The organism is Pseudomonas sp. Gutcm_11s (assembly GCF_028649395.1).
Taxonomy (GTDB): domain Bacteria; phylum Pseudomonadota; class Gammaproteobacteria; order Pseudomonadales; family Pseudomonadaceae; genus Aquipseudomonas.
The window spans coordinates 672779-698841 of the sequence record NZ_JAQSUW010000014.1 but is presented as its reverse complement, the minus strand read 5'-3'; the positions used below and the strand labels follow the sequence as shown (position 1 = coordinate 698841).

The following is a 26063-nucleotide window of genomic DNA, read 5'->3' as shown; positions in this document are numbered from 1 at the left end:
GGGACGGTCTGGTGAAGTCGGGGTGATCCTGATTCAGCCGACGGCGTGGAGTTCGTTGAGTCTATGGATGCCGGCGGTGCCGGTCAGTCCGTCCCAGTTGTCACCGCGGCCCTCGCGCCAGCCGTTGATCCAGGCTTGACGGGTGGTAGGGTGGGTGAAAGGACACATATCGCGGGATTTACCATGAATGCCGTGCTGATAGCCGCGCAAGAATGCTCGTTCCAACGGATCACGCTTAAGTCTTCTCATCGGGTGTTGCCCTCACTGTTGACTGTTATGTCCCGTTGGCCCCTTGTTGGGACCAGGCAGAAAAGCTTCTGCCAGTGAGCCCGCTGCCGGCGTGGCGGGCTATCTGCCAACACCGTTGCGGTGCCGGCCTGAGTTGATTTCTATCGAATGCGTTCCACCCTGTGAATGATCGTTTTGTCATAAGGACGTAACGTGAGGGGGGAAGGAGCCATAAGGTTCAACCCTTTTTTCGCCGCTCGATTGTCCGGGCCCGCGTCATTGGGGAGGCTGGGCAGGGGAGGAAGGCGCTTTGCCATTGCGAACCGCTCTCGCCTGCGAGCGTTGTTTATTCCGACGAAGGGTCGCGCTGCGACCTTCCGTCACACTAAGGTGGCCGAGTGGCCACCCCGATTACTGGATGCCCCATGTCTGACCGCTATGAACTGATCCTGACCTGCCCGAAAAGCCTGGAAGGCCTGCTACTCGAAGAAGCCAGCGGCCTGGGGCTGGAGGAGGCCCGCGAGCAGACCGCCGCCGTGCGTGGCTTCGCGCCCATCGAGGTGGGTTATCGCCTGTGCCTGTGGTCGCGCCTGGCCAACCGTGTGCTTCTGGTGCTGCGCCGTTTCCCGGTGCAGAACGCCGAGGAGCTGTACCAGGGCGTCCTGGCGGTGGACTGGGCCGAGCATCTGGAGCCGGACGGCACCCTGGCGGTGGAGTTCAGCGGCCATGGCGCCGGCATCGACAACACCCACTTCGGTGCGCTGAAGGTCAAGGACGCCATCGTCGACAAGCTGCGCACGCCGGCCGGCACCCGACCGTCGATCGACAAGGTCGACCCTGACATGCGTGTGCACCTGCGTCTGGACAAGGGCGAGGCGGTGCTCTCGCTCGACCTCTCCGGACACAGCCTGCACCAGCGTGGCTATCGCCTGCAGCAGGGCGCCGCACCGCTCAAGGAAAACCTGGCCGCGGCCATCCTGATCCGCAGCGGCTGGCCGCGCATTGCCGCCGAGGGTGGTGCTCTCGCCGACCCTATGTGTGGTGTCGGTACCTTCCTGGTCGAGGCGGCGATGATCGCCACCGACATGGCGCCGAACCTGCGTCGCGAGCGCTGGGGCTTCAGCAACTGGCTGGGCCATGTGCCGGCGATCTGGAAGAAGCTGCATGCCGAGGCCGAGGCGCGCGCCGCCACTGGTCTGGCCAAGCCACCGCTGTGGATTCGCGGCTACGAGGCCGATCCGCGACTGATCCAGCCGGCGCGCAACAACATCGACCGCGCCGGTCTCGGCGAGTGGGTCAAGCTGTACCAGGGCGAGCTGGCCACCTTCGAGCCGCGCCCGGACAAGAACCAGACCGGCCTGATCGTCAGCAACCCGCCCTATGGCGAGCGCCTGGGCGACGAGGCGAGCCTGCTGTATCTCTACCAGAACCTCGGCGAGCGCCTGCGCCAGAGCTGCCTGAACTGGGAGGCGGCGGTGTTCACCGGCGCGCCGGAACTGGGCAAGCGCATGGGCCTGCGCAGCCACAAGCAGTACTCCTTCTGGAACGGCGCGCTGCCGTGCAAGCTGCTGCTGTTCAAGGTGCTGCCCGAGCAGTTCGTCACCGGCGAGCGGCGCTCCAGCCGCGCCAACGAAGATGCTGCCGATGAGCCGGTGGTCGCCTCGGCACAGCAGGCGGCACGCCTGTCCGAAGGCGGACAGATGTTTGCCAACCGCCTGCAGAAGAACCTCAAGAGCCTGGGCAAGTGGGCGAAGAAGGCCGGCGTCGAGTGCTATCGCCTGTACGACGCCGACATGCCGGAATACGCCCTGGCCATCGACCTGTACCGCGACTGGGTGCATGTGCAGGAGTACGCACCGCCGCGCTCCATCGATCCGGACAAGGCCCAGGCTCGTCTGCTCGATGCTCTGGCCGCCATTCCGGTGGCGCTGGGTATCGCCCCGGACAAGGTGGTGATCAAGCGCCGTGAGCGTCAGGCCGGCACCAAGCAGTACGAGCGCCAGGCCACGCAGGGCCAGTTCATGGAAGTTGACGAGGGCGGCGTGCGCCTGCTGGTCAACCTCACCGACTACCTGGACACCGGCCTGTTCCTCGACCACCGCCCGCTGCGCCTGCGTATCCAGAAGGAGGCGGCCGGCAAGCGCTTCCTCAACCTGTTCTGCTACACCGCCACGGCCACCGTGCACGCGGCCAAGGGCGGTGCGCGCAGCACCACCAGCGTCGACCTGTCGAAGACCTACCTGGACTGGGCGCGGCGCAACCTGTCGCTCAACGGCTTCTCCGACAAGAACCGCCTGGAGCAGGGCGATGTGATGGCCTGGCTGGAGGCCGATCGTGGCGAATACGACCTGGTCTTCATCGACCCGCCGACCTTCTCCAACTCCAAGCGTATGGAAGGCGTGTTCGATGTGCAGCGCGACCACGTGCGGCTGATCGACCTGGCCATGTCGCGCCTGGGCCAGGGCGGCGTGCTGTACTTCTCCAACAACTTCCGCAAGTTCCAGCTCGACCCGAGCCTGGCCGAGCGCTACGCGGTAGAAGAGATCAGCACGCAGACCGTCGACCAGGACTTCGCGCGCAACGCGAAGATCCACCGTGCCTGGCGTCTGACCGCCAAGGTGTGAGAGCTGCGTCCATGAAAAAGCCCGCCGAATGGCGGGCTTTTTTCGTTGCGGCGATATCAGCGCCGGTAGATGTCCAGCAGCACCTGGTCGAGGATCGCCGAGGCGCCCCAGGGACGCGGGTCGTTGAGGATCGCCACCACCACCCAGTTCTGCCCCTTGGCCGTGCGAGTGAAGCCGGCGATGGCGCGCACGTTGTTCAGGGTGCCGGTCTTGATGTGGGCCTGGCCCTGCATCGCGGTGTTCTTCAGGCGCTTGCGCATGGTGCCGTCCATGCCCACCAGCGGCAGCGAGGCGATGAATTCCGGCGCATAGGGGCTGTGCCAGGCGGCCTGCAGCATGCCGGCCATCTCACGGGCACTGACCCTTTCTGCGCGTGACAGGCCCGAGCCGTTCTCGATCACCAGGTGTGGCGCGGTGATGCCTTTCTTTGCCAGCCAGCTGCGGATCACCCGCTGGGCGGCCTTGGCGTCGTCCGGGTCGGCACGGTCGCGGAAGGTCTGGCCGATGCTGAGGAACAGCTGCTGGGCCATGGTGTTGTTGCTGTACTTGTTGATGTCGCGGATCACCTCGGAGAGGTCCGGCGAGAAGGTGCGCGCCAGCAGCTGGGCGCTCTTCGGTACGTCACCGACGCGGTCCTTGCCGTGGATGCTGCCGCCCAGCTCCTGCCAGATGGCGCGTACGGCGCCGGCGGCGTAGCCGGGGTGGTCGAGCAGGGCCAGGTAGGTCTGCGCGCTGCAGCCTTCGGCGAGCTTGCCGGTGACCACCAGGGTGGTGCCGTCGAACTGGGTCACCGGGTTGTAGCGCACGTCCGGCCAGGCCGGGCATTTGGCGCCGCCGAGGGCCTTGACCTGGTTGTCGATGCGCACGTTGGTCAGCGGCGGCTCCATCATCACGCTGACCTTGCCGCCGGAGGTGCGGGCGATCATGCGCACGGCCTTGAGGTTGACCAGCAGCGAGTCGGGGGTGACCAGGAACGGTTTGTTCGGGTCGCCGCCGTCGTCGTTGAAGGTCGGCAGGCTGGGGTGATGGAAGTGGCTGCGGTCCAGCACTAGGTCGCCGGTGATCTGCTGCACGCCGTTGGCGCGCAGGTCGCGCATCATCAGCCAGAGCTTTTCCATGTTCAGCTTGGGGTCGCCGCCACCCTTGAGGTACAGGTTGCCGTTGAGCACCCCGTTCTTCAGCGGGCCGTCGCCATAGAACTCGGTACGCCACTGGTGCGTGGGGCCGAGCAGCTCGAGGGCGGCATAGGTGGTGACCAGCTTCATGGTCGAGGCCGGGTTCACCGACACATCGGCGTTGTAGATGATGCCGTTGCCAGCGCCGTCCAGTGGCAGGGCCACGACGGACAGGCTGTTGGCGGAGATCTTGTTGGCCTTGAGCGACTGCTGCACCTTGCTCGGCAGCACGCTGCTGGCCTGGGCGGCAGAGAGGGGAAGGGCGATGGGGAGAAGCAGTGAAGCGACGACGAGATTGCGGAGCGTTCTGATCATTGGCACTGGCCCAGGCAGAAAAAAGGGCGAAAAGAAGGTGCAGATGGGGTTTGGCTGCGCATTATGCCCGATGCCGAAGCCGGTCATAGGCGCTTTTTTCTGAACGGGCGGGCAGTGGAAGCGGCAACCTGCTAGAGTGCCGCCCGTTGTAACTATTGAGTATCTAGGAGTGTATATGGCCACTAACCGTTCCCGCCGCCTGCGTAAGAAACTGTGCGTCGACGAATTCCAGGAGCTGGGCTGTGAGCTGACCCTCAGTTTCCATGAAGGCCTGAGCGAAGAAGGCGCCGATAAGTTCGTTGACGAATTCCTGCTCGACGGCATCGACGCTAACGGCCTGGGCTATGTCGGTGGTGATGACTACGGCTTCGTCTGCCTGGCCAAACGCGGCTCGGTCAACGAAGAGCAGCGCGCGGCGCTGGAGGCCTGGCTGAAAGGCCGCAAGGAGCTGAGCGAGTTCACCCTCAGCCCGCTGATGGACGTGTGGTACCCGGAGAATCCGGTCAGCCCGAAGGCCTGAGCCTTCAGCTGAAATGAAAAGCCCGGTCTAGGCCGGGCTTTTTTGTGACTGCGATTCAGGCCAGGCCGGCCTTGGCCAGGATGGCTGCCGAGTCCACCGCATCGATCTGCTCCGGACGCAGGAAGCGTTCGGCATAGGCCTGCGGAATGCCCGCCGCGATGAACAGGCCGAACAGCTCCGGGTCGATGTGGGCGCCGCGGCACATGCCGGCCATGATCCCCAGCGAGTCGCTGAGGGTCTTGCCCTTCTTGTAGGGACGGTCCACCGAGGTGAGCGCTTCGAAGATGTCGGCGATGGCCATCATCCGCGCCGGCAGGCTCATTTCCTCGCGCTTCAGGCGCTTCGGATAGCCGCTGCCATCCATCTTCTCGTGATGCCCGCCAGCGATCTCCGAGACGTTCGCCAGGTGCTTGGGGAACGGCAGGTGATCGAGCATGCGGATGGTCTGCACCATGTGGTTGTTGATGATGTAGCGCTCTTCGGCGGTGAGGGTGCCGCGGGCGATGCCCAGGTTGTACAGCTCGCCGCGGTTGTGCTTGAACTCCGGAACCTCGAGCCTGAAGCCCCAGGGGTTGTCGGCAGGGATGAGCTCGCTGGCCGGGCGCTCGAGCACGTGCTCGGGCTTGTTCGCCAGCAATGGCTCCTGCACCGGCAGCTGCGGTGCCGGGCTGCGTGCCTGGCGCTGGTTCTCCTCCCAGGACACGCCGAGGCGATCATCCAGGGTGCGGGTCCAGGTACGCGCCGCGATGGCCTGCAGGCGTTCCTGGTCGGCATCGGCCATGGCCTCGCCACCCAGGTTGCAGCGCGCGACGAAGGCGAACTCATCGTCCAGCGCGGCCAGGCTCTCGTCGCGCAGGGCGCTCAGCGTGGGCTCGTCGCCCCCTTGGGCCAGGCCCTGCCAGTAGACGACCCAGGCGTCGCGCTTGAGCAACTCGAAGCGCATGCGCACCTCGTGGATGCGGTCGTAGATGGTTTCCAGCTTGGTCGCCTTGTCCACCACGTATTCCGGGGTGGTGACCTTGCCGCAGTCATGCAGCCAGGAGGCGATGTGCAGCGCCTCCCATTCTTCGTCGCTCGGCTGGTAGTCGCGGAACGGCTCGGCGTCGCTGCTGGCGGCGGCACGGGCCAGCATCAGGGCCAGTTCGGGTACGCGCTGGCAGTGGCCGCCGGTGTAGGGACTCTTGGCGTCGATGGCGCCGGCGATCAGTTGGATGAAGGCATCGAGGAGCTTCTTCTGCTGCTCCAGCAGGCGCTGGCTCTCGATGCACAGCGCGGCGACGCCGGACACTGCCTGGACATAGGCGATGCGCTGCGGACGCACCATGGCCAGCTCGGATTCCTTGCCGCTGTCGCGGTTGATCAGCACAAGCACGCCGAGGGTGTCGCCCTGGCGGTTGTGCAGCCCGGTCGCCATCAAATGTACGCGCGGGCTGTCGAGTGTGTGCAGCACGCTCTGGTAGCCATCGGCCTGATCGAAGCCGAGCGACAGCACGCTGGTACTGCCACCTTCTGCCGGCTGGCGCAGCCAGTGCGGCAGCTCGCTGGAGCCTGCCGGATAGCTGGGGATTCGATGCTCTTCGAGGTTGTGCTGCTCGTCGTTGATGAACAGGCCATGGGCCTCGAGGGCGCCGCTGTCGGTGTCACGCAGGAAGAGCAGGCCGGCACTGGCTTCGCTGAGATCCACGGTCTCCTTGAGCACGCGACGCAGCAGGGCGTCGAAACGGGTCTCGGCGGACAGGCTGGCGGTGATGTCGAGGAAGCTGGACAGGGTGTCCTTCATCTTGCCCATGGCTACGGCCAGCTGGTCGATTTCCAGCACGGGCGAGCGGCCGCTGGCCGGGTGGCTGAAGTCGAAGCTGCGGATCGCCTCGGCCTCGAGCACCAGGGCGTTCAGCGGTTTGACCAGCACCCGCGACATCAGCCAGCCGAGGGGGATGCACAGCAGCAGGATGGCCAGGGTCAGGATCGCGCCCTGCCAGCGGATGCGGTATGCGTCGGCCAGCAGCTCTTGCTCGGGCGCCAGCAGGGCCAGGCGCAGGCCGTTGGGGCCGCCTTCGTCGAGCTGGCTGTAGGAGACCTGCCAGGGTTTGCCGACCAGCGTCATCGCGCCCTGGCGGTCCTTGTCCAGGTCTCTCTGGAACAGCTCGGCCAGCGCCGGGCTGAGGCTCTCTACCTGCGCCAGGTGCACGGTACCGTTGCTGACCACCAGCTTGCCGGCGTCCGGGTAGGCCACGGCGGCGCCGTCCGGGCGGTACAGCACCACCTCGGAGGAGGGCGTCACCCTGTGCTTGGCCAGCGTGGCGGAGAGATCGGCCAGGGTCAGGTCGGCGGCCAGCACCGTCTCGCCGCTGCTGATCAGGGCCAAGGTTGTGCCGACATCCTTGGTGGAGAAGAAGGCATAGGGATCGGTGGTGATCAGCTGGTTGCCTGCGCGCGCGCTCTTGTACCAGTTGCGGGTACGCGGGTCGTAGGACTCCTTGAGGTTCTGCCGGCGGCTGATCCAGTTCAGGTCAGCGTCGAAATATTGCGACTCCGAAACCGGCCGGGCATCGCCGTTGCGGTCGATGGTCCAGACCTGGTAGGCGGCGTTATCCGGGGCATCGAAGATCTGCTTCAGGCGCTGGTCGCGCAGCGGGCGGACCATGAAGAAGTCGCCATCCTCGTAGCCCAGATAGAGCGCGGCGAGCTTGGGGTTGTCCTTCAGCGCCTGGGCGAACATCGGCAGCAGGTTCATGCGCTGGTAGCTGTCGTGCGCCAGGTTGCGCTCGTTGAGCGCGAGCAGGCCGAGCAGGTGGCGAATCGGCTGGTAGGTGTACTGCAGGTCGGCTTCCACTTCCTCGCGCATCTGCTGGAACAGCTGCTTGCTGCTGGAGAGGATGACCTGGGTGGTCTGGTAGTAGTTGAACAGGCCGAGGATCACGCCGCTGCCGAGCAGCAGCAGGGTGAACAGCATGCTGATGTGCATGTGCAGCGGAAAGCGCCGTTCTTTGCCCTGCATGACCTCACTCCTTTGACTGCAGAACTTCAGGATAAGGACAGAAGCATAGCCGCTTCGCTAGCTTTTCAAGCGCTCTGCCCTGCGTGTCAGCCACTGTTCCAGAGCATGCATCAGCAATGCCACCAGCATCGCCAGAACCACGCCGATCAGGCTGTTGAACAGGCGCACCTGAGCCAGGTGCCAATCGTGCGACAGACTCTCGGCCAGGAGCACGAAACTGACCGTCACCTGCAGCACGAACAGGCCGTAATGGTGGGCCTGGAATGCACGGCTGAAGACGATCAGCGGCAGGATGATGGCGACCATCAGCGGCGGGTTCTGCAGGCTGTGGCCGAAGTAGATCAGCAGCACGGCGGCGGCCAGGCTGGCCATGCTTAGTTGCAGGGCGCGCACCAGGCTGCCGCGAAACTCCAGCTGCAGGGTCGCAAGCAGCGCCAGGGTCAGCCAGTAGCCGCGTTGTAGCCCGGCCAGCTGGACGATCAGGCCGGCGCTGGCACAGCCCAGAGTGCAGCCCAGCGCGTGCAGGCGCCAGCGGTGTTCCGGCAGGCGCCTGGCGTGGCGCTTGAGCACCTTGAGGACGGCCATGAAGCGCGGCATGTACGGCCACATGCGCAGCCCGTGCAGGCCGCGCAGGCCAAAGGCGAGCAGGGCGACCCACAGCCCGCCGAGGATAAAGAGCGAGGCCACGGCGTCGGCGTTCTTCAAACTGCCCAGGCCGAACTGGCCCTGGCCGAGACACAGGCACACGGCCAGGCCGATGCCCAGCTTGCCTGCCTCTGTGCCGAAGCGCTGCAGCCAGGCCAGCAGGAAGCCGTAGCAGGCGAACAGGCCGAGGCTGAGCATGGGATGGCTGGCCGACCAGAAGCCCAGGCCGGCGCTGCAGGCCCCGAGCAGGGTGAGCAACAGCAGGCGCAGCATGCCGAAGCGATGCAGCGGGTTGGCCTGGGCGGCCTGGAAGGCGCCTGCCGAGGCCCACAGGAACCCCGGATGGCCGCTGAACAGGCCGAGCAGCAGCGGCAGCCCGCAACCTAAGCCGGCGACCACGGCCGGCCCCCAGGCCGGCGGGCCGGCATGCCAGCCGAAGGCTTGCTTGAGGGCTGCTTTCATCGACTCATACCGGGCTGGAGCGCCCGGTCATCTCCCGGGCCATTTCGGTAGCGTAGCTGTCGGTCATGCCGGCAATGAAGTCGATCATGCGCAGGAACGACAGGTACAGCGGCCAGCCCGGCTCGGGCGCGTAGTGCGCGAGCAGGTCGAGGATGCGCCGGTTCTTGAACGACAGCTCGCGACCGCTGTGCTGCTCCAGCGCGGCGCCGCAGAAGGCGTTGAGCAGGATCTCCAGGGTCGTGTAGGCGCCGATCTCGTGCAGGGTCTTGCGCTTGTCCTGGAAGATTTTCTCCCGGGCCATGCCCTTGGCGCGCAGCACGCAGCGCTTGGCCGGACCATGCATGTGCTCGACCAGATCGCCCTCCAGGGTGCCGGCGAGCAGGGCTGGTTGCTGCTCGACGAAGGCGCGGGCAGCAGCGTTGGTCAGGTGCTCGATGGCCTTGCCGCGCAGGATCGCCAGCTTGCGCCGGCGCGAATCGCTGGCGCCGAGTTGGCGGTAGGTTTCCGGCAGGTCGTCACCGACCAGGTCGAACAGCAGCGCCTCGACCTCGGCGTAGTCGAGCAGCTCCATCTCCACGCCGTCTTCCAGGTCGATCAGCGCGTAGCAGATGTCGTCCGCGGCCTCCATCAGGTACACCAGCGGGTGGCGCGCCCAGCGCTGCTCGTCTAGCTGCGGCAGGCCGAGCTTGGCGGCGATCTGCTCCAGGCGCGGCAGCTCGTGCTGGTAGCAGCCGAACTTGTGCTTCTTGTAGCCGAGCGCCTCGGCGTGGCGAGCGGTCCAGGGGTACTTGAGGTAAGTGCCGAGGGTCGCGTAGGTCAGGCGCATGCCGCCGTCGAACTGGTGGTATTCCAGCTGGGTGAGCACGCGGAAGCCCTGGGCATTGCCCTCGAAGCTGAGGAAGTCACCGCGTTCGGCCTCGCTCATGTCGTCCAGCCAGCCGCGCCCTGCGGCCTGGCGGAACCAGTGGCGGATGGCGTCTTCGCCGGAGTGGCCGAAGGGCGGATTGCCGATGTCGTGGGCCAGGCACGCGGACTGCACGATCACACCCAGGTCGCTGGGCGCGCACCAGTCGGGTAGTTCGTCGCGCAGCATCTCGGCCACGCGCATGCCAAGGGAGCGTCCCACGCAGCCGACTTCCAGCGAATGGGTCAGGCGCGTGTGGATGTGATCGTTACTGGAGACCGGATGGACCTGGGTCTTGCGCCCCAGGCGGCGGAAGGCGCCGGAGAAGATGATGCGGTCGTGATCCTTGTGGAACGGGCTGCGGCCCAGCTCGTCGGAGCTGTAGAGCGACTTGCCGAGCCGTTCGCGGGTAAGCAGGGTCTGCCAATCCAAGGGCTATCCTCGCCGGTGGGTGGTGAGCTGCTAGCTTCGGTGTTCGCGGCCATGCCTGCAAGTAGCGGTGCAGTTTGCCGCTCTGCCGGTCGGCGGGCGACGGGTGGCAGGAAGAGGGTGGGTTTTCTGTGATCACAGATGATATCGTCGTGACATCGCGGAAAGACTTATACCCATAACAATAAGAGTGATAAGCACGTGATTTCAGAAGCTGCCTTTTCCGAGGACTCGCAGCAGCAGCTCCGCATCCGCCGCTTCATGATGAGCGTGGCGATGTATGTCCTGGCCAGCGTCCCGCAGGGTGTCTCGCTCTACAACGGCATTTCTCCGGCCTGGGTGATGCTGGTCTGGGCGGCCATCGCGGTGGTCACCAACCTCGTTTTCTATCTGCTGTTCCGCTTCGGCCTCAACCTGCGTTTTCGCGACCCCAGCCTGACGCTGCCGCAGATGGTCGCCGCCATTGCCATGGTGCTGTTCACCCAGAGCTACGCCGGCGAGGCACGCGGTGCCTACCTGGTGGTGCTGCTGATCATCATGGTGTTCGGCTGCTTCAAGCTGCATACCCGCGAGCTGCTGGGGCTGAGCCTGGCCACCATCGTCGCCTACGGCATGACCCTGCCCTTTATCCAGAAGGTCGACGGCGAGGATTTCAACCTGGCCGTCGAGGTGGTGCTGTGGTGCAGCTTCTCGGTGTTCCTGCCATTCATTTCCATCCTTGGCGGTAGCATCAGTGACCTGCGCAAGCGGCTGATGGCGAGCAACGGCCAGCTGCAAGAGGTGCTGCAGCAGGTGACCGAACTGGCCACCCACGATGAACTGACTGGCGCCTACAACCGCCGCTATCTGCTGGAAATGCTCAACCACGAGAAGAATCGTACCGATCGCGGCGGTGCCGGCTTCTGCGTGTGCATCCTCGATCTCGACTATTTCAAACGGATCAACGACACCTACGGGCACCCGGTGGGCGACGAGGTGCTCAAGACCTTCGCCAACGTCGTGCAGCCGCTATTGCGCAGCACCGACTTCTTCGCCCGCTATGGCGGTGAGGAATTCCTGCTGTTCCTGCCGCAGACCTCGCTGGAGATGGCCCAGCACTGCATCAAGCGCATTCAGGATGCCCTGGCCGAGACCGGCTTCGCGGGCTTGCCCGGCGAGGTCCGCGTCACCGCTTCGATAGGTGTGGCCCAGTACTACCTGCAGGAGTCGGTGGCGGCGCTGATCGAGCGGGCCGACAAGGCCCTGTACCGGGCCAAGCAGAACGGTCGCAACCGTATGGAGCTGGCGCCGTTCCACAAGCCGATACTGATCTGAGCCTCAGGTCAGGCCCGCCGCGTCGATGTCGAGCAGCAGCAGGCGGCGGCCATTGTCGATGAACTGGCCGGCGGTCAGGCAGTACTGGTTGGTGGTGGCGTCGCGGTAGGTACTCGACAGGGTCAGGCGGCGCTCTTCCCAGCCCTCGGCCAGCAACTGGTAGAAGTAGGGGCGCCACGACCAGTTATGGCCCAGGTAGCGGGCGTCCTCCTGCCAGCATTGCCCGTCCCACTGCAGGTTCGGAGTGAGCTGGGTGCCATGCCGGTCGCACTGGTAAATACGCAGTAGCCAGGGGTATTCGCCGGGGTTCAGCAGCGAGTCGAGCTCGCCGCCGCGCTCGGCCCAGTGACGCACCAGGCTCATCAATTCGGCCAGCTGCTGGCGCAGGCTCATCAGGCGTGCGCGCTCGGCCAGCTTGCGCTGCACATACTGCTCGCGCAGCTGCGCGAAGCGCTCGACGAAGGCATCCGCCGCGAAGAACTGTTCTTCGGGCCGGGCGAACAGGTAGCCCTGCACATAGCGGGCGCCGCACTCCAGGGCGAAGTCCAGTTCCGCCTCGGTCTCCACCCCCTCGGCGATGATCCAGCAACCGGTCTTCTCCGCCATCTGCGCCAGGGCGCGTACCACCTCGCCGCTGGGGCCGCCGCGGGCGGCTTCCTGGAACAGGCGCATATCGAGCTTGAGGATGTCCGGCTGCAGTGCCAGCACCCGGTCCAGCTGCGAGTAGCCAGCGCCGAAGTCATCGATGGCGATGCGCGCGCCGGCCTCGCGGTAGCGCTCCACCACACCCATCAGCTTCTGGCCGCCGCCGCCCAGCTCGGTGATCTCGAACACCACCCGCTGTGGCGGGACGTCATGGCGCTCCAGCTGTTTGAGGCTGGGCAAGGCCTGGTTGGGACGCAGCCAGGTGATCCAGCGTGGTGAGATGTTGATGCTGAGGAACCATTCGGCGGGCGCGTCGCGCAGGCGGGCGAGGGCGTCGTCGCGGATCTGCCGGTCCAGCCTGCGCAGGTGCGCGGGCGAGACCTTGGGGTCGACGAACAGCGGGCCGACCGAATGCAGGCTGCCATCTTCGTGGCGCAGCCTGCCGAGGGCTTCGAGGCCGGCGATGCGGCCGGTGGCGGTGTCGATGAAGGGCTGGAACACTGCTAAAGGTTGCCCGTCGATCACGAACAGTTTCCTTGCACTGATGAAAAACTGACCAGTCAGTTAGACCGATCGCGCTGCATCGCGTTTGCAAGGATGGGGCCAGATGTTTCAGCGATGGTGCTGTTCGATATTGCTCCGCTGCGTTGCCTGTACGCCGCGAACGACCGGGTAGAGCATCAGGGCGGTTCGGGCCAGCTTGCCGAACACGCCCAGGCGCCCGCCGAACAGCGTCAGCAGCACGCCGGCGGCGACCAGCAGTGGAGTCTTGGCGGCTGCCGGGTCTGCGTGGCGCAGTTGCTGTAGCGGATGGGTCAGCGGCTGGACGTTGTAGCGCAGCTGCTGTCGATGCATTTCCAGGCGCAGACGCACCAGTTCCTTGCGCATGTTGCGGCGGGCGGAGGCAGACAATGGTTCACTCATGGCAGCAGGCGCTCCTTGTCGCGGGCCAGTTCCGCCAGCGTGGCGCGGAACGGCGATTCACCCTCGCGCGCCAGGCACATGGCCTTGCGCACACACAGCAGCAGGGCTGCGGCATAGACCACGCAGAGGCCGATGGCGGCGGGTAGTCGGTAGGTGTCCCAGCAGGCGATGAGCACCACGGTGGAGAGTGCCAGCAGCACCAGCAAGCCGAAGATCAGGCTGAGGCCGGAGAATACGAAGAGGCGGAATGAACGCGACTTCTCCTCCTGAATCTCGATACCGAGCAGCTCCAGGTGACCCTGCAGCAAGCCGACGAAGGCGCCGCCCAGTTTCTTAAGCGAAGGTTTGGGCGCTTCCGCCGCCGGCTGCTGAAGGTCTTCCTGCATGGCATTCCTCCGTCAGCGGCGACTGGCCAGCAGGCCGAGCAGGAAGCCCACGCCGGCGGCGACGCCGATGGTCTGCCAGGGGTGCTGCTGCACATATTCCTCGGTTTTTTCCACCGCGATGCGGCCCTGCTGCTCCAGGCTCTGCTCGGTTTCCTTGAGCAGGCCGCGGGCGCGGGTGAGGTTGTCGCCGATCTTCGCGCGCAGTTCCTGCACCTGATGGCCGGCCACCTCCGAGGTCTGCCGCAGCAGGCTCTCGGTGTCGTGCACCAGCGTCTGGAACTCGGCAGACAGGGCGTCCTGCGCCTGGCGCAGGTTGCGGCGATGGGCTTCCTTGTCGATGACCGAAGTGCTAGCGACCTCGGATAGATCGGCGCGTTGCTTGGTGGTCATGGCGCTCTCCTCATGGGCGTGGTTGCGAACTCATGAGTTTCGAGCGAAGCCTGTTCGGCTTGGTTCAGGCTAATTTGCGCCCCGTAATGGCACAGCTTTTGCCTTCGCATGGTGCATGGCGTCGCGCGAGCGCCCCTTGTTGGTTCGCTCGGTTCGCGATGGGGCTGCCATTCGCTTTGCTATGTCACTGAAATTAAAGGATGAAAATCGCGAGTGCGATTTTTCTGAAAGGGCCTGGCTCCATTTGAGAGCATTTTCCTGGCCTTCCTTTTTGTGTCTGTGCTCATGGTTGGTGCGAGTGGTGGGTTTTGAGATCGCTTTTGGTGCTTTATAGGCCGGGACAACCATTCGATGGAAAACCTGAATAGTGCCGTGGAAACCCTGATTCACGGCTCCAACACCCTGTTCATCCTGCTCGGCGCCATCATGGTGCTGGCCATGCATGCCGGTTTCGCCTTCCTCGAGGTCGGGACCGTGCGGCACAAGAACCAGGTCAACGCACTGTCGAAGATCCTCTCCGACTTCGCCATTTCGGCCCTGGCCTACTTCTTTGTCGGCTACTGGGTGGCCTACGGCGTCACCTTCTTCGAGCCGGCTGCGGTTCTTACCGCTGGCAACGGCTATGCGCTGGTCAAGTTCTTCTTCCTGCTGACCTTCGCCGCAGCCATCCCGGCGATCATCTCCGGCGGCATCGCCGAGCGCGCCAGGTTCGGTCCGCAGCTGTGCGCCACGCTGCTGATCGTGGCCTTCGTCTATCCCTTCTTCGAGGGCCTGATCTGGAACGGCAACTTCGGCCTGCAGGCCTGGCTGACCGAGCGCTTCGGCGCCGCCTTCCATGACTTCGCCGGCTCGGTGGTGGTGCACGCGGTAGGCGGGTGGCTGGCCTTCGGCGCGGTGATCCTGCTCGGTCGTCGCGACGGTCGCTACCGCGACGGCCGCCTGGTGGCTTTCGCACCGTCCAACATCCCGTTCCTGGCCCTGGGTTCGTGGATCCTGATCATCGGCTGGTTCGGCTTCAACGTGATGAGCGCGCAGACCCTGGGCAGCATCAGCGGCCTGGTCGCGGTCAACTCGCTGATGGCCATGGTCGGTGGCACCGTGGCCGCGCTGTTGGTCGGCCGTAACGACCCTGGCTTCCTGCACAACGGCCCGCTGGCCGGCCTGGTCGCCATCTGCGCCGGTTCCGACCTGATGCACCCGGTCGGCGCGCTGGTGACTGGCGCCATCGCCGGCAGCCTGTTCGTCTGGGCGTTCACCGCGACCCAGGTGAAGTGGAAGATCGACGACGTGCTCGGCGTGTGGCCGCTGCACGGCCTGTGCGGCGTGTGGGGCGGAATCGCCTGCGGCATCTTCGGCCAGAGCTATCTGGGCGGCCTCGGCGGCGTCAGCCTGGCCAGCCAGCTGATCGGTACCGCGCTGGGCGTGCTGGTGGCGCTGGCCGGCGGCTTCCTGGTCTACGGCCTGCTGAAGGCGGTGACCGGCATTCGCCTGAACCAGGAGCAGGAGTACTACGGCGCCGACCTGGCGATCCACAAGATCGGCGCCAACAGCCAGGACTGATCGAGTCGTGAAAGAAAAAGCCCGCCAATCGGCGGGCTTTTTCATGGGGCTGGGTTTACCAGAGCGACAGGCTGTAGCTGAGGATCAGGCGATTCTCATCCAGGTCGTTGCCGAAGTTGCTGCGTGCGGTGGCGTTGCGCCACTTCACGCCGAAGTTCTTCAGCGGGCCTTCCTGGAACACATAGGCGATGTCGGTGTTGCGCTCCCATTCCTTGCCGTCATTGCCGGCGGCGCCCATGTCGACATCGTCGCCGCTCAGGTAGCGGGTCATGAAGGTCAGGCCGGGAATACCGATGGCGGCGAAGTTGTAGTCATAGCGGGCCTGCCAGGACTTCTCGTCCTTGTTGGCGAAGTCGCCGATCTGCACATAGTTGACCAGGAACGGGTCGGTACCGTTGATGTAGGCGAAGCCGGTGTCGCCGCTCATCTTCTGGTAGCCGAGGCCGAAGGCATGGCCGCCCAGGCTGTAGGTGAACATGGCGTTGAGCGCCTTGTTGTCGACGTTGGTGTTGCCATCGTCAGTGGAGCGCGCCCAGCGGATATCGGACTTCAGCGACTGCTTGTCGGCGATCGGCAGGACGTGTACCAGGCTCAGGTAGTGCTGCTTGTACAGGTCTTCCAGTGCGCCGTAGTGGTAGCTGGTGGTCAGGCTGTCGTTCCACTTGTAGCTGAGGCCGCCGAAGTCGAACTTGTCAGCGGTGACGCCAGTGGTGCCGGTGATGTTGCGGCGTGCGCCGGTGGTCATCACCATGTCCTCGTAATCCGAGGAGTCACGTTGGTTGTACTGCTTGAGGCGGCCGGCATCGACGGTCAGGCCATCGATCTCGGTGGAGTTCAACGCACCACCGCTGAAGGCTTGCGGCAGCAGGCGCGAATCGTTGGCCTGCACCACTGGTAGCTTGGGCATCAGGGTGCCGACTTTGACCACACTCTTGGAGATCTTCATCTTGGCGGTGGCGCCCAGATCGCCGTAGTCGTCCTGCGCGCGGCCGGTCTCACGGTCACGTTGCAGCAGGCCGGTACCGGCGCGATCAGGGCTGGAGTCCAGTTTCACGCCCAGGGCGCCGATGGCGTCCACACCGAAGCCGACGGTGCCCTCGGTGAAGCCGGACTCGTAGCGCAGGATGAAGCCCTGGGCCCATTCCTCGGCCTTGGACTGGGCTGCGCCTTCCTGGCGGAAGTCGCGGTTCATGTAGAAGTTACGCAGTTCGATACTGGCCTTGCTGTCTTCCAGGAAGGCCGCCTGCGCGAGGGAGGGCAATGTGAGGCTGGTGCCCAGCGCGGCCAGGGCCACACCGCGGGCGAGAGGGGTTTTGCTCATTGTTATTGTTTCCTCGGCTGGTGAAGGCGCTTCGGTTGTCCGAAGTCGTTGCAGCCTGAAGACTAAAACATTTCGAAAATATTGCTGCCTCTAGACATTGGTCGAGGGTCACTCCACCCAGTGCGGGTAATAGCCGAGCTTGCGCTGCACGGATTCGTCATGGGCCGGGACCACGGTCAGCCCCGGGTGCTCCTGCAGCAGGGCATGCACCTTTTCCAGCTGCAGGCGGGTGCCTTCTCGGTCGTTGTCGACCATGTTGCGGCTGATCCAGAACTTTTCCCTGGGGCCGGTGAAACCCTCCAGGCGCCAGCTGGCATCGCCGGTGAAGAAGAAACGCCGGCCATCGTCGAGGGTCAGGAACAGGCCAACCCCTCCGGGCGTATGGCCCGCCAGTGGCACCAGCACTAGGCTGCCGTCGCCGAACAGGTCGTGGCTGCGCTCGAAACCCATGAACGGTTGGTCGTCGAACTGATAGGGCACCCAGCGGATGGCATGCGCGAACTGGCTGGGCAATACCGCCGGTGGTACGGCGATGCGGCTGAACTCGATCTCCTCGTAGGGCGCCCAGACCGGTACTTCGGGGAAGTCGGCCAGGCCCGAGGCGTGGTCCCAGTGGCTGTGCGTGAGGAGGATGCGGTCGACCCGTACTCCATCGCGATCCAGTTGGTCGCGCACCGGCGTCACCGCGCCGTATTGCAGTAGCGGCTTGTCGTACCAGGGCATCTCGGAGTCGAACTGGCGGTCCACCTGGCGCCCCAGTGAGGTATCCAGCAATAGCGTGGCGGCATGGTGCTCGATCAGTACGGCGACGTGGTTGGCGATGACCTTCTCGGTCCAGGCGCCATCCTCTACGGTGAAGGCGTCGAGCGTCTCGGTTTCGGCAGTCTTGACCAGGGCGAAGCGCAGGCCGGCGGCCTGGGTGGCGCCGGCAAGTGCCAGCAGCAAGAGGAAGAGCAGGGCGCGCATGTTCAGTTTCCTCGAACGGGCGAGAGGAGGGTGAAGTCATGGAGCAGCATGGCGAGGACCTTGTATTTATTAGTTTCTCGATAATAGACAGACAGGTCTGTATATTTCAAGCGTGGCTTCCCATGCTGGAGCGTCGGTCGCCGCCGCCCGCATAATGTCCGCCCGATGGAGGACCCTGATGGCTTCGAACAAACGCAAGCAACTGATCAATACCGCGCTGGAGTTGTTCTACCGCGAGGGGTATCACGCGACCGGCATCGACCGCATCCTGGCCGAGTCTGGTGTGGCCAAGATGACCCTGTACAAGCACTTCAAATCGAAGGACGAGCTGATCCTGGCGGTGCTGGAAAACCGTGGGCAGGCCGTGCTTGAGCAGTTGAATGCACTGCGTGACAGCGCGGCGCCGCGCGAGGCGGTGCTGCTGGTGTTTGATGGCCTGCATGCTTGGATCAGCGCGGCCGATTTCTGCGGCTGCAGCTTCATCAATGCCGCCGCCGAGTTCCATGATCGCCAGCACCCGATTCATCGGCAGGCGGCGACCTTCAAGGCGGCCTTTGCCGAGCATCTGCGCCAGTCGCTGGAGCAGCTCGGCGTGGCGGATGCGCTGCCGCTGGCGAGTCAGCTGCAATTCCTCTTCGAGGGCGCGCTGAGCATGGCCCACGTGCAGGGACCGGGTGATCAGGCGCTGCAGGCGCGCGCCGCCGCCGAAACCCTGCTGCAGGCTCGCGGGGTATAGCCATCGGCTGATGCCCGCTGGTCGGTTTACCCTCAAATTTTCCGGACTGCGGCCGTCAAACTGGCAGTTCACCCTGCCTGGTACGCCATCATGACCAATCTGGCTTCCCTCTCGCCCTCCCAGTCGCGCCCGACTGGTATCAATACCCTGGCCAATCAACGTGGCCAGGTCGATCCGCAGAGCACCCTGGCCAACCGTCTGGCCAATCGCCTCGGCCTCGAGCCCGGCGCCCTGGACGGCAAGCGTGACGACTTCACGCCGGACAAGGTGGCCGACCGCGTGGTCGGCTTCATCGAGCAGCGTATGAAGAGCGAGGCCGCTGCTGGCGCCGATCCGGCCAAGCTGGAGAGCCTGCTGGCTCAGGCCCGCGAAGGCGTGGAGAAGGGCTTTGCCGAGGCGCGCAAGATTCTCGACGGCATGGGCGTGCTCAAGGGCAAGGTGGCCGAGGACATCGATGCCACCTACGACAAGATCCAGAACGGCCTGAATGGGCTGCAGTCTGACTACGGCAAGACTACTCCCGGCGGCAACGGCAATACCGTGGCCGTGGCGGCGCGCAGCGAGCGTTTTGCCGCCCAGGCCGAGACCTTCGACATGCAGGTCACCACCCGCGATGGTGATCGCCTGAAAATCTCCATTGCCAGTGCCTCGGCCAGCTGGTCGCAATCCAGCGTCGCCGCTGCCAGCAATGGCAGCACCTCGGTGGGCAGCGCCAGCAGCAATTCCGGCAGCATCCAGATCGGCGCCTGGCAGGTGCAGGTGGAAGGCGAACTGGATGACGAGGAGCGCAGTGCTCTGGAAGACCTGTTCAAGCAGGTGCAGGACATCTCCAGCGACTTCTACTCGGGCAACCTGGAAGGCGCCTTCGACCGCGCCATGCAGCTGAACATCGACGGCTCGCAACTGGCCTCCATGTCGCTGCAGCTGACCCAGACCAGCGTGCGGCAGGCTACCGATACCTACGGTGCCGTCGCCCAGCAGGGCGGCCAGGCCGCCAGCGCGGTGAACGACGACCTGATCGACTATGCCCGCGGCCTGCTCGATGCACTGCGCACTGCCGACAAGGTGTCGGAGGACGCCAAAGGAACTCTGGAGCAACTGCTGGAGGGCGGCTTCAGCCTCGACGAGCGCTTCGATGAGTCGCTGCTGGACAAGGCGAAGGAGCTCAACAGCCGCCTGCTCGATGGCCTGCAGGGCATGCTCGGCACCCAGCCCAAGGCCGAGGAGGCCTGAGCGGGTGTTAGACTGCGTCTCTGATCGAATTCGGAGACGCACCGATGCCCCCTGAATGCCAACTCTTCGGCACCCTCGGCTGCCACCTTTGCGAGGTGGCCGAGGCGTTGCTGATGCCCTTCGTCGAGCATGGCTTGCTCGTCGAACTGGTGGATATCGCCGAACGCGAGGACTGGGTCGAGCAATACGGCCTGCGTATTCCGGTGCTGCGTCGCAACGACAGTGGCGCCGAGCTCAACTGGCCCTTCGATGCCGATCAGGTCGTGGCCTTCCTGCGCTGAATCCCTCCCTGTTTTGACTGCTTGAAATCTTGAACGGCTGATGCGTATTTTGTACGGATCAATAACAAGGACAAGCAGTTATGAATACCGACGGCCGTAGTTCGCTCGTAGAGCGCTTGACCGGAATAGGCGAAGTCGAATGTGTCACCGCGGATCTCAATGGCGTGCCGCGAGGCAAGGTCATGACCGCAGAGGGCTTTCTCGAAGGGCGCCGTTTGCAGCTGGCGCGAGGAGTGCTGCTGCAATGCATCATGGGCGGGTATCCACCGGCGCGCTTCTACGGCAGCGATGATGGCGACCTGGTGCTCAGCAGCGAGCCGGAGCGCGTGTTCCGCCTGCCCTGGAGTGACTCGCCGCGGGCCATGGCGATCTGTGATGCCGACGAGCTGGATGGGCGCAGCTCCGGCCTGTCCACGAGGGGCTTGCTCAAGCGCATAGTCGCCGCTTACGCCGAGCATGGTTGGCAGCCGGTGGTGGCCGCCGAGCTGGAGTTCTTTGTCTTCGAGCGGCATCTGGACGCCGCACAGCCGTTCCGCCCACCGCTGGGCCTGGATGGCAGTCGCGAGAGCGGCTGCTCGGCCTTCAGTGTGTCATCGGGTAATGGTCTGCGGCCGTTCTTCGAGGAGGTCTACCGCTGCATGGCCGCGCTCGGCTTGCCGCGCGATACCTTCATGCACGAGATGGGCGTCAGCCAGTTCGAGATCAATCTGCTGCATGGCGACCCACTGCTGGTGGCCGACCAGACGTTCCTGTTCAAGCACATGTTGCGCGAGGTCGGGCTCAAGCACGGCCTAGCCGTGGTGTGCATGGCCAAGCCGCTGCCGCATACACCGGGTAGCTCCATGCACATCCATCAGAGCGTGGTGGTGCAGGGTAGCGGTCGCAATATCTTCACCGCCGAGGATGGCGAGGCGACGCCGGCGTTCTTCCACTTCATCGGTGGCCAGCAGGCGGCGCTGGCAGACTTCACGCTATTGTTCGCGCCGCACGTGAACTCGTATCAGCGCTTGTGCCATCCCTATGCTTCGCCGAACAACGCCTGCTGGTCGCATGACAATCGCGCCGCTGGTCTGCGCATCCCGGCCAGCGGGCCGGCAGCGCGGCGGGTGGAGAACCGCCTGCCTGGTGCCGACGCCAATCCGTACCTGGCCATCGCCGCCAGCCTGGCCGCCGGCCTGCATGGCATGAGGCAGGAGCTTGAGCCGCACGCGGCGATCCAGGGGGAGTTCGAGGTGCCGCCGGCGCTCAGTCTGCCGTGCACCATGCATGCTGCGCTCCAGCGGCTGCAGGGCAGTGAGCTAGCCAGGCAGTGGTTTGGCGAGGAATTCATCGGAGGCTACTGCGCGAGCAAGGGCATGGAGCTGACGAGCTACCTGGACGAGATCACGCCCTGGGAGCGGCGAGTGCTCGGCGGCCAGGTCTGAATGAAAAAGGCCGCTCTGGGGCGGCCTTTTCTTCAAGCGTTTGCGTTAGTCGTCGCGGCGCGCCTCGCGCTGCAGCTGGTAGACGAAGCGCTCTACCTGGCGCTGTTCCAGACCGCTCAGGCGGTGGAAGCGCAGGCCGGCGAAAGTCATGTCGACCTTCTCCACATAGTGCACATGGCGTAGCTCTACTGCCATGGTCATGGCGCCGATCGGCAGGGACGCGGCGAAGCGTTCATAGACCTGGCCGGCCTGCAGACGGCCACAGACATCACCAGCGAAGCGCAGGCGGCAGCCGGTGGCGGAGATGTCCAGCATCTGGCCCTTGAGACCTGGGGTGAGGCGGGTGCCGGACAGCTCGATGTTGACCAGTTGGCCCTGGCCGAGAGAGGCGCGAAATGCGTTGCGGCGCTGGTGATAGGTGACCCGCTCCGGCATGTGGCTCCAGTAGCAGCGAGAGCCTTCCAGCTCACCGATCTGTACCGGGTCATCGCAGTCCCAGGCGATGCGCACGCCGTCGTGAAAGCCCTCGACGCGGAACGGTTCGCCGTTCTGCATGAAGCGCTCGCCGTCGTTGGGCACCATTTCGTCCAAGGCGATCACGCCCCGTTCGCGGTTGACCTCGACCAGGAAACTCTGGAAGCGCTGGTTGCGCTCCTTGAACATGATGATCAGCGGGTCGTTGCTCTGCTGCAGCATGCGCAGGTTGGCGAAGATCTCCAGTGGCGCGCTCAGCACCTTGGGTGGCTGCGGGCCATCGTCTTCGTGGAATGGATTGGACACGATCCAACAATCTCCGGGGTACTACCGCACTAGCATACTGGCATATTGCCGGCATGTCCCTGTGCTTGTTGTTATGGGGCTCAGGCCTGGCTGAGCGGGCGTTGCTGCGCGATTCTAGCGGCGCCGCCGCGGCTGTCATAGAGCCCCGGTGTTTCTCCGCCGCGGAGAATGCCGAGTACGCTTTTCAGGGATGCCTGATTGGCACGGATCAGCCGGCCATTGCGTTGGTTGGCGTCGCGGCAGCTTTCAAGAAGTTGGCTCAGCTCGTCGCTACGGGCAAGCAGCTCGGCGCCGTTGGTGCTGCGGCTGGCCAGGGTTTCCAGGCCGGCACGGTCGGCGCTCAGCTGCTGCGCGGCGAGCAGTTTGCTGCGTGCCGTGCCGTGCTGGTCGAGCAGGCCGAGGAGGGGGATTTTTTCACCAAGGATTTGTTCCAGGCGTGGCAGGTCGCGCTCGCCCATGGCCTGGAATTCGGTATCGATCAATTCAAGCAGGCGCTGTGCCGTGCCGATATCTTCGATGAACAGTTGCAGCAGTTCGTTACTTTGCATCGCGGGCTCTGGGGATCGGGCGTCCAACACCCCCAGCGCAGCCCTGAGACTAGCGCTGGGATTCGAAATCGAGCAGCTTGCCGGCGACGCGCTGGGCATCGACCTGGTAGCTGCCATCGGCGATGGCCTGCTTCAGTTTGGCGACGCGCTCTTTGTCCACGGTCGGCAGGTCACGCAGCTTGTCGCTCACTTTCTGCAACTGCTGGGCTTCACGGCTGAGCTGAACGGATTCACCCGTCTTGCCGGCAGTGGCCTGCTCATCGGCAACCTGAGCCGCATTCGGCGGCGTGCTGCTGACGGCTTCATTTCGGCCGCTGGCCTGAGCATTGCCGGTACGCCCGCTGTTGGCGGCGTTGGAGGCATTGTTCAGCCTGTTGAAGTCGATAACCATGTTGTGAACCTCTGACGGTATCTGGACGCTTGACTGGGTTGTCGGCCGGTCCCGTCGAAACTTTAGGGCGCAAATGTGTGCGTCGTTTAACAGTGTAGGAAATCGTCGGTTAATTGCGCTACAAGAATCGTGCCTACATTTCCACCTCGACCTGACCTGGACCCACCACCCGGGCCCTGACCACCCGCTGTGAGGCCAGGTTGCGCACGCTGATCTGTTGGCCGAGAGTGCCGGCAGACAAGGCTTCGCCCTGCATCCGTACGCTGATGCCGCCACTCTGCGCGGCAATGACTACCTGGTCGCCGCGGCGTACGCTTTCGGCCAATTGCAGCTGTGCGGGAGTCAGCACCTGATCCATTTGTGCCGGTCGCGTCATTTTTTTGCCGATGGCCTGGGCTGGATCGGTTATGTAGCCTCGGTTGAGCAAGCCAATGTCCTGCTCGACCAGCGCTATGTCTGCTGGCCCTACAATGGCGTCGCGCTTGAGCGCTGTCTTCAGCACTACCACCGGTCGGAAGATACGCACCTGGGCGGGGACAAACACTGTCCAAGGCGTACTGCCCTCGCAGCTGACCCGCACGGTAACCCTACCGACTGGTTGTGCCGGGCTTTCCAGGCTCTGCGTCAAATCACTGTCACAGGCGGCCAGGCGCAGGCGCGGGTCAAGCTGATTCACTTGAATTTCATGGCGTGCTGGGATTTCGCTACGCTCTAGATAGTCCTCGACCATGAACTCAAGAAAGCCCTCGGTAGCGCCGATAAGCTCCTCGGGCAGGGTTAGAGGTGCAGCGTGTAGCGAGCTGTAGCCGAACAGGCCCAAAGCGGGTAAAACACCGGCAAGGCCGAGGCGTTTTGCCATCATGCGTCGGGAAAGTGTCGTGAATGTGTTCATGGCGCTTACAAAGCAAGGCCCGTGCCGCCTGCTAGGCTTTAGCAGGACGCACGGCGATATGAACAATAAGGAGTCTGGGCATGGCCGGAGTATTGGACTCGGTTAACCAGCGTACCCAACTGGTCGGGCAGAACCGCCTGGAGCTCTTGCTGTTCCGCTTGGACGGTCCGCAGCTCTACGGCATCAACGTGTTCAAGGTGAAGGAGGTACTGCAGTGCCCCAAGCTCACCGTGATGCCCAAATCCAGTCAGGTGGTGCGCGGTGTGGCGAACATTCGCGGGGGCACCATCCCTATCCTGGATCTGGCACTGGCCACTGGTAGGTCCGCGCTGGACGACATCCAGAACAGTTTCGTGATCATCACCGAGTACAACACCAAGGTTCAGGGTTTTCTGGTGCGCTCGGTGGAGCGCATCGTCAACATGAACTGGGGCGAGATTCATCCGCCACCCAAGGGCACGGGTCGTGACCACTACCTGACTGCGGTAACTCGCGTGGACAACAGGCTGGTGGAGGTCATCGACGTGGAGAAGATCCTCGCCGAGGTCGCGCCCATGTCGGAAGCGATTTCCGAGGGTGTGGTGGACGTCGAGACGCAGGCCAAGGCGGTGTCCAAGCGCGTGCTGATCTGCGACGACTCCTCGGTGGCGCGCAAGCAGGTCTCGCGTTGCCTGGAGAGCGTTGGCGTGGAGGTCGTGGCGCTCAACGACGGGCGTGAGGCCTATGACTACCTGCGCAAGATGGTGGAAGACGGCAAGGATCCGGCGAAGGAATTCCTCATGCTGATCTCCGACATCGAGATGCCGGAGATGGATGGATACACCCTGACGGCGGAGATTCGCTCCGATCCGAGGATGCAGACCCTCCACGTGATTCTGCATACTTCACTTTCCGGCGTGTTCAACCAGGCGATGGTGAAGAAGGTCGGCGCAGACGATTTCCTGGCGAAGTTCCGCCCGGATGACCTGGCGTCGCGTGTGGTTGAACGCATCCGTGTAGCTGATGGGGGCTGAGGGCTCGGCCCTCGGTTAGGACTATGTATGGTGAGGCGGCATTAGTGTCTTCAGGTAATTTGGATTTCGAGCAGTTCCGGACCTTTCTGGAAAAGGCCTGCGGCATTCTGCTGGGGAGCAATAAGCAGTACCTGGTGTCCAGCCGCCTGAACAAGCTGATGGAGCAGCAGGGGATCAAGACCCTCGGCGAGCTGGTGCAGAAGATGCAGGCTCAGCCCCGTGGAGGGTTGCGTGAGCAGGTGGTGGACGCGATGACCACCAACGAAACCCTGTGGTTCCGCGATACCTACCCCTTCGAGGTGATGAAGAACCGGGTTCTGCCGGAACTGATCAAGGCTAATCCCAGCCAGCGCCTGCGCATCTGGTCTGCGGCCTGCTCCTCGGGGCAGGAGCCTTATTCACTGTCCATGACCATCGACGAGTTCGAGAAGACCAATCTCGGTCAGCTCAAGGCCGGCGTGCAGATAGTGGCGACCGATCTGTCTCCGTCGATGCTGACCAACTGCAAGTCCGGCGAGTACGACAGCCTAGCCATGGGTCGTGGCCTGTCACAGGATCGACTGCAGCGTTACTTCGACCCCAAGGGGCCGGGGCGTTGGGCAGTCAAGACACCGATCCGGAGTCGAATCGAGTTCCGCCCGCTGAACCTGCTGGAGAGCTATGCGGCTCTCGGTAAATTCGACGTGGTGTTCTGCCGCAACGTGCTGATCTATTTTTCGGCCGAGGTGAAGAAGGACATCCTCACCCGCATCCATGCCACGCTGAAGCCGGGTGGCTATCTCTTCCTCGGGGCTTCCGAGGCGCTCAATGGCCTGCCAGACCTCTATCAGATGGTGCAGTGCAGCCCTGGGATCATCTACAAGGTGAAATGATCCGGAGTTGAAATGAAAACGGGAGGCTGAGGCCTCCCGTTTTCTTTTTGGGGCGGCAAAAGGGATTGCCGGTTTTGCCGCCTAGGC

Annotated in this window: 25 protein-coding genes; 10 read left to right on the top strand and 15 right to left on the bottom strand. The window is 64.2% G+C overall.

What is annotated here, in order from left to right:
* Positions 1-33: 33 nt before the first annotated feature.
* Entirely contained in the window at positions 34-249 is a 216-nt protein-coding gene (gene rmf / locus PTT45_RS14135) for a ribosome modulation factor (protein WP_043216230.1), read from the bottom strand.
* Positions 250-653: 404 nt separating this feature from the next.
* On the opposite strand from rmf, the gene rlmKL reads away from it, so the two are divergent.
* Complete coding sequence (gene rlmKL / locus PTT45_RS14130) at positions 654-2852, top strand: bifunctional 23S rRNA (guanine(2069)-N(7))-methyltransferase RlmK/23S rRNA (guanine(2445)-N(2))-methyltransferase RlmL (RefSeq protein ID WP_273814009.1); 2199 nt, start codon at positions 654-656, stop codon at positions 2850-2852.
* A 56-nt stretch (positions 2853-2908) separates the two neighbouring features.
* Here rlmKL and dacB read toward each other — a convergent pair whose 3' ends face one another.
* Complete coding sequence (gene dacB / locus PTT45_RS14125; protein WP_273814008.1) at positions 2909-4342, bottom strand: D-alanyl-D-alanine carboxypeptidase/D-alanyl-D-alanine endopeptidase; 1434 nt, start codon at positions 4340-4342, stop codon at positions 2909-2911.
* Positions 4343-4517: 175 nt separating this feature from the next.
* Between dacB and PTT45_RS14120 the strand changes: the two genes are divergently transcribed.
* A complete protein-coding gene (locus PTT45_RS14120) occupies positions 4518-4862 on the top strand; it encodes a YggL family protein (protein ID WP_273814006.1) in 345 nt (114 codons plus the stop codon).
* A gap of 55 nt (positions 4863-4917) precedes the next feature.
* On the opposite strand, the gene PTT45_RS14115 is transcribed toward PTT45_RS14120, so the two are convergent.
* From PTT45_RS14115 to PTT45_RS14105, 3 genes are read right to left on the bottom strand one after another with little or no spacing between them, the layout of a single operon-like run.
* Complete coding sequence (locus PTT45_RS14115; protein ID WP_273814004.1) at positions 4918-7860, bottom strand: HD domain-containing phosphohydrolase; 2943 nt, start codon at positions 7858-7860, stop codon at positions 4918-4920.
* Between the two features lie 57 nt (positions 7861-7917).
* On the bottom strand, positions 7918-8967 hold the full coding sequence (locus tag PTT45_RS14110) for an FUSC family protein (RefSeq protein WP_273814003.1): 1050 nt from the start codon (positions 8965-8967) through the stop codon (positions 7918-7920).
* A gap of 4 nt (positions 8968-8971) precedes the next feature.
* Positions 8972-10303, bottom strand: coding sequence for a deoxyguanosinetriphosphate triphosphohydrolase (locus PTT45_RS14105; RefSeq protein WP_273814002.1), 1332 nt, complete (start codon positions 10301-10303; stop codon positions 8972-8974).
* 198 nt (positions 10304-10501) lie between these two features.
* On the opposite strand from PTT45_RS14105, the gene PTT45_RS14100 reads away from it, so the two are divergent.
* A complete protein-coding gene (locus tag PTT45_RS14100; protein WP_273814000.1) occupies positions 10502-11614 on the top strand; it encodes a GGDEF domain-containing protein in 1113 nt (370 codons plus the stop codon).
* 3 nt (positions 11615-11617) lie between these two features.
* Here the strand turns inward: PTT45_RS14100 and PTT45_RS14095 are convergent, their stop codons facing one another.
* The 4 genes from PTT45_RS14095 to PTT45_RS14080 form a co-directional block, all read right to left on the bottom strand.
* On the bottom strand, positions 11618-12784 hold the full coding sequence (locus tag PTT45_RS14095; RefSeq protein ID WP_273813998.1) for an EAL domain-containing protein: 1167 nt from the start codon (positions 12782-12784) through the stop codon (positions 11618-11620).
* 87 nt (positions 12785-12871) lie between these two features.
* Complete coding sequence (locus PTT45_RS14090) at positions 12872-13183, bottom strand: hypothetical protein (protein ID WP_273813996.1); 312 nt, start codon at positions 13181-13183, stop codon at positions 12872-12874.
* Positions 13180-13569 carry a phage holin family protein gene (locus tag PTT45_RS14085; RefSeq protein WP_273813995.1) on the bottom strand — a complete coding sequence of 130 codons (390 nt, stop codon included), beginning with the start codon at positions 13567-13569 and terminating at the stop codon, positions 13180-13182. Before PTT45_RS14085 ends, PTT45_RS14090 begins: the two co-directional genes overlap by 4 nt.
* Positions 13570-13581: 12 nt before the next feature.
* Positions 13582-13959 carry a DUF883 family protein gene (locus tag PTT45_RS14080; RefSeq protein WP_273813993.1) on the bottom strand — a complete coding sequence of 126 codons (378 nt, stop codon included), beginning with the start codon at positions 13957-13959 and terminating at the stop codon, positions 13582-13584.
* Positions 13960-14310: 351 nt separating this feature from the next.
* Here PTT45_RS14080 and PTT45_RS14075 point away from each other — a divergent pair, with 351 nt between their 5' ends.
* Positions 14311-15519, top strand: coding sequence for an ammonium transporter (locus PTT45_RS14075; protein ID WP_273813991.1), 1209 nt, complete (start codon positions 14311-14313; stop codon positions 15517-15519).
* Positions 15520-15574: 55 nt separating this feature from the next.
* Here PTT45_RS14075 and PTT45_RS14070 read toward each other — a convergent pair whose 3' ends face one another.
* Together PTT45_RS14070 and PTT45_RS14065 are read right to left on the bottom strand one after the other, a co-directional pair.
* Complete coding sequence (locus PTT45_RS14070; protein WP_273813989.1) at positions 15575-16840, bottom strand: OprD family porin; 1266 nt, start codon at positions 16838-16840, stop codon at positions 15575-15577.
* 108 nt (positions 16841-16948) lie between these two features.
* Positions 16949-17806, bottom strand: coding sequence for an MBL fold metallo-hydrolase (locus PTT45_RS14065; protein ID WP_273813988.1), 858 nt, complete (start codon positions 17804-17806; stop codon positions 16949-16951).
* A gap of 178 nt (positions 17807-17984) precedes the next feature.
* Here PTT45_RS14065 and PTT45_RS14060 point away from each other — a divergent pair, with 178 nt between their 5' ends.
* From PTT45_RS14060 to PTT45_RS14045, 4 genes are all read left to right on the top strand, one after another.
* On the top strand, positions 17985-18542 hold the full coding sequence (locus PTT45_RS14060; RefSeq protein ID WP_273813986.1) for a TetR/AcrR family transcriptional regulator: 558 nt from the start codon (positions 17985-17987) through the stop codon (positions 18540-18542).
* 90 nt (positions 18543-18632) lie between these two features.
* On the top strand, positions 18633-19775 hold the full coding sequence (locus PTT45_RS14055) for a DUF5610 domain-containing protein (RefSeq protein WP_273813985.1): 1143 nt from the start codon (positions 18633-18635) through the stop codon (positions 19773-19775).
* Between the two features lie 44 nt (positions 19776-19819).
* Positions 19820-20056: a glutaredoxin family protein gene (locus PTT45_RS14050; protein WP_273813984.1), complete on the top strand. Its 237-nt coding sequence runs from the start codon at positions 19820-19822 to the stop codon at positions 20054-20056.
* Positions 20057-20238: 182 nt separating this feature from the next.
* A complete protein-coding gene (locus PTT45_RS14045; protein ID WP_273813982.1) occupies positions 20239-21480 on the top strand; it encodes a glutamine synthetase family protein in 1242 nt (413 codons plus the stop codon).
* Between the two features lie 45 nt (positions 21481-21525).
* Here the strand turns inward: PTT45_RS14045 and PTT45_RS14040 are convergent, their stop codons facing one another.
* The 4 genes from PTT45_RS14040 to flgA form a co-directional block, all read right to left on the bottom strand.
* Positions 21526-22260: a flagellar brake protein gene (locus tag PTT45_RS14040; protein ID WP_273813980.1), complete on the bottom strand. Its 735-nt coding sequence runs from the start codon at positions 22258-22260 to the stop codon at positions 21526-21528.
* Between the two features lie 80 nt (positions 22261-22340).
* A complete protein-coding gene (locus PTT45_RS14035; RefSeq protein WP_273813979.1) occupies positions 22341-22808 on the bottom strand; it encodes a flagella synthesis protein FlgN in 468 nt (155 codons plus the stop codon).
* A 49-nt stretch (positions 22809-22857) separates the two neighbouring features.
* Positions 22858-23199 carry a flagellar biosynthesis anti-sigma factor FlgM gene (gene flgM / locus PTT45_RS14030; protein WP_273813976.1) on the bottom strand — a complete coding sequence of 114 codons (342 nt, stop codon included), beginning with the start codon at positions 23197-23199 and terminating at the stop codon, positions 22858-22860.
* A gap of 133 nt (positions 23200-23332) precedes the next feature.
* Complete coding sequence (flgA, locus tag PTT45_RS14025; RefSeq protein WP_273813974.1) at positions 23333-24091, bottom strand: flagellar basal body P-ring formation chaperone FlgA; 759 nt, start codon at positions 24089-24091, stop codon at positions 23333-23335.
* 80 nt (positions 24092-24171) lie between these two features.
* Between flgA and PTT45_RS14020 the strand changes: the two genes are divergently transcribed.
* Both PTT45_RS14020 and cheR read left to right on the top strand, forming a co-directional pair.
* Complete coding sequence (locus PTT45_RS14020) at positions 24172-25104, top strand: chemotaxis protein CheV (protein WP_273813973.1); 933 nt, start codon at positions 24172-24174, stop codon at positions 25102-25104.
* A gap of 44 nt (positions 25105-25148) precedes the next feature.
* Positions 25149-25976: a protein-glutamate O-methyltransferase CheR gene (gene cheR / locus PTT45_RS14015; protein WP_043307888.1), complete on the top strand. Its 828-nt coding sequence runs from the start codon at positions 25149-25151 to the stop codon at positions 25974-25976.
* Positions 25977-26063 lie beyond the last annotated feature (87 nt).

Excerpts from the sequence above, each read along its gene's own strand:
- rmf (WP_043216230.1), bottom strand. The coding sequence starts at position 249 with ATGAGAAGACTTAAGCGTGATCCGTTGGAACGAGCATTCTTGCGCGGC.
- rlmKL (WP_273814009.1), top strand. The coding sequence starts at position 654 with ATGTCTGACCGCTATGAACTGATCCTGACCTGCCCGAAAAGCCTGGAA.
- dacB (WP_273814008.1), bottom strand. The coding sequence starts at position 4,342 with ATGATCAGAACGCTCCGCAATCTCGTCGTCGCTTCACTGCTTCTCCCC.
- PTT45_RS14120 (WP_273814006.1), top strand. The coding sequence starts at position 4,518 with ATGGCCACTAACCGTTCCCGCCGCCTGCGTAAGAAACTGTGCGTCGAC.
- PTT45_RS14115 (WP_273814004.1), bottom strand. The coding sequence starts at position 7,860 with ATGCAGGGCAAAGAACGGCGCTTTCCGCTGCACATGCACATCAGCATG.
- PTT45_RS14110 (WP_273814003.1), bottom strand. The coding sequence starts at position 8,967 with ATGAAAGCAGCCCTCAAGCAAGCCTTCGGCTGGCATGCCGGCCCGCCG.
- PTT45_RS14090 (WP_273813996.1), bottom strand. The coding sequence starts at position 13,183 with ATGAGTGAACCATTGTCTGCCTCCGCCCGCCGCAACATGCGCAAGGAA.
- PTT45_RS14085 (WP_273813995.1), bottom strand. The coding sequence starts at position 13,569 with ATGCAGGAAGACCTTCAGCAGCCGGCGGCGGAAGCGCCCAAACCTTCG.
- PTT45_RS14080 (WP_273813993.1), bottom strand. The coding sequence starts at position 13,959 with ATGACCACCAAGCAACGCGCCGATCTATCCGAGGTCGCTAGCACTTCG.
- PTT45_RS14075 (WP_273813991.1), top strand. The coding sequence starts at position 14,311 with ATGGAAAACCTGAATAGTGCCGTGGAAACCCTGATTCACGGCTCCAAC.
- PTT45_RS14070 (WP_273813989.1), bottom strand. The coding sequence starts at position 16,840 with ATGAGCAAAACCCCTCTCGCCCGCGGTGTGGCCCTGGCCGCGCTGGGC.
- PTT45_RS14065 (WP_273813988.1), bottom strand. The coding sequence starts at position 17,806 with ATGCGCGCCCTGCTCTTCCTCTTGCTGCTGGCACTTGCCGGCGCCACC.
- PTT45_RS14060 (WP_273813986.1), top strand. The coding sequence starts at position 17,985 with ATGGCTTCGAACAAACGCAAGCAACTGATCAATACCGCGCTGGAGTTG.
- PTT45_RS14055 (WP_273813985.1), top strand. The coding sequence starts at position 18,633 with ATGACCAATCTGGCTTCCCTCTCGCCCTCCCAGTCGCGCCCGACTGGT.
- PTT45_RS14050 (WP_273813984.1), top strand. The coding sequence starts at position 19,820 with ATGCCCCCTGAATGCCAACTCTTCGGCACCCTCGGCTGCCACCTTTGC.
- PTT45_RS14045 (WP_273813982.1), top strand. The coding sequence starts at position 20,239 with ATGACCGCAGAGGGCTTTCTCGAAGGGCGCCGTTTGCAGCTGGCGCGA.
- PTT45_RS14035 (WP_273813979.1), bottom strand. The coding sequence starts at position 22,808 with ATGCAAAGTAACGAACTGCTGCAACTGTTCATCGAAGATATCGGCACG.
- flgM (WP_273813976.1), bottom strand. The coding sequence starts at position 23,199 with ATGGTTATCGACTTCAACAGGCTGAACAATGCCTCCAACGCCGCCAAC.
- flgA (WP_273813974.1), bottom strand. The coding sequence starts at position 24,091 with ATGAACACATTCACGACACTTTCCCGACGCATGATGGCAAAACGCCTC.
- PTT45_RS14020 (WP_273813973.1), top strand. The coding sequence starts at position 24,172 with ATGGCCGGAGTATTGGACTCGGTTAACCAGCGTACCCAACTGGTCGGG.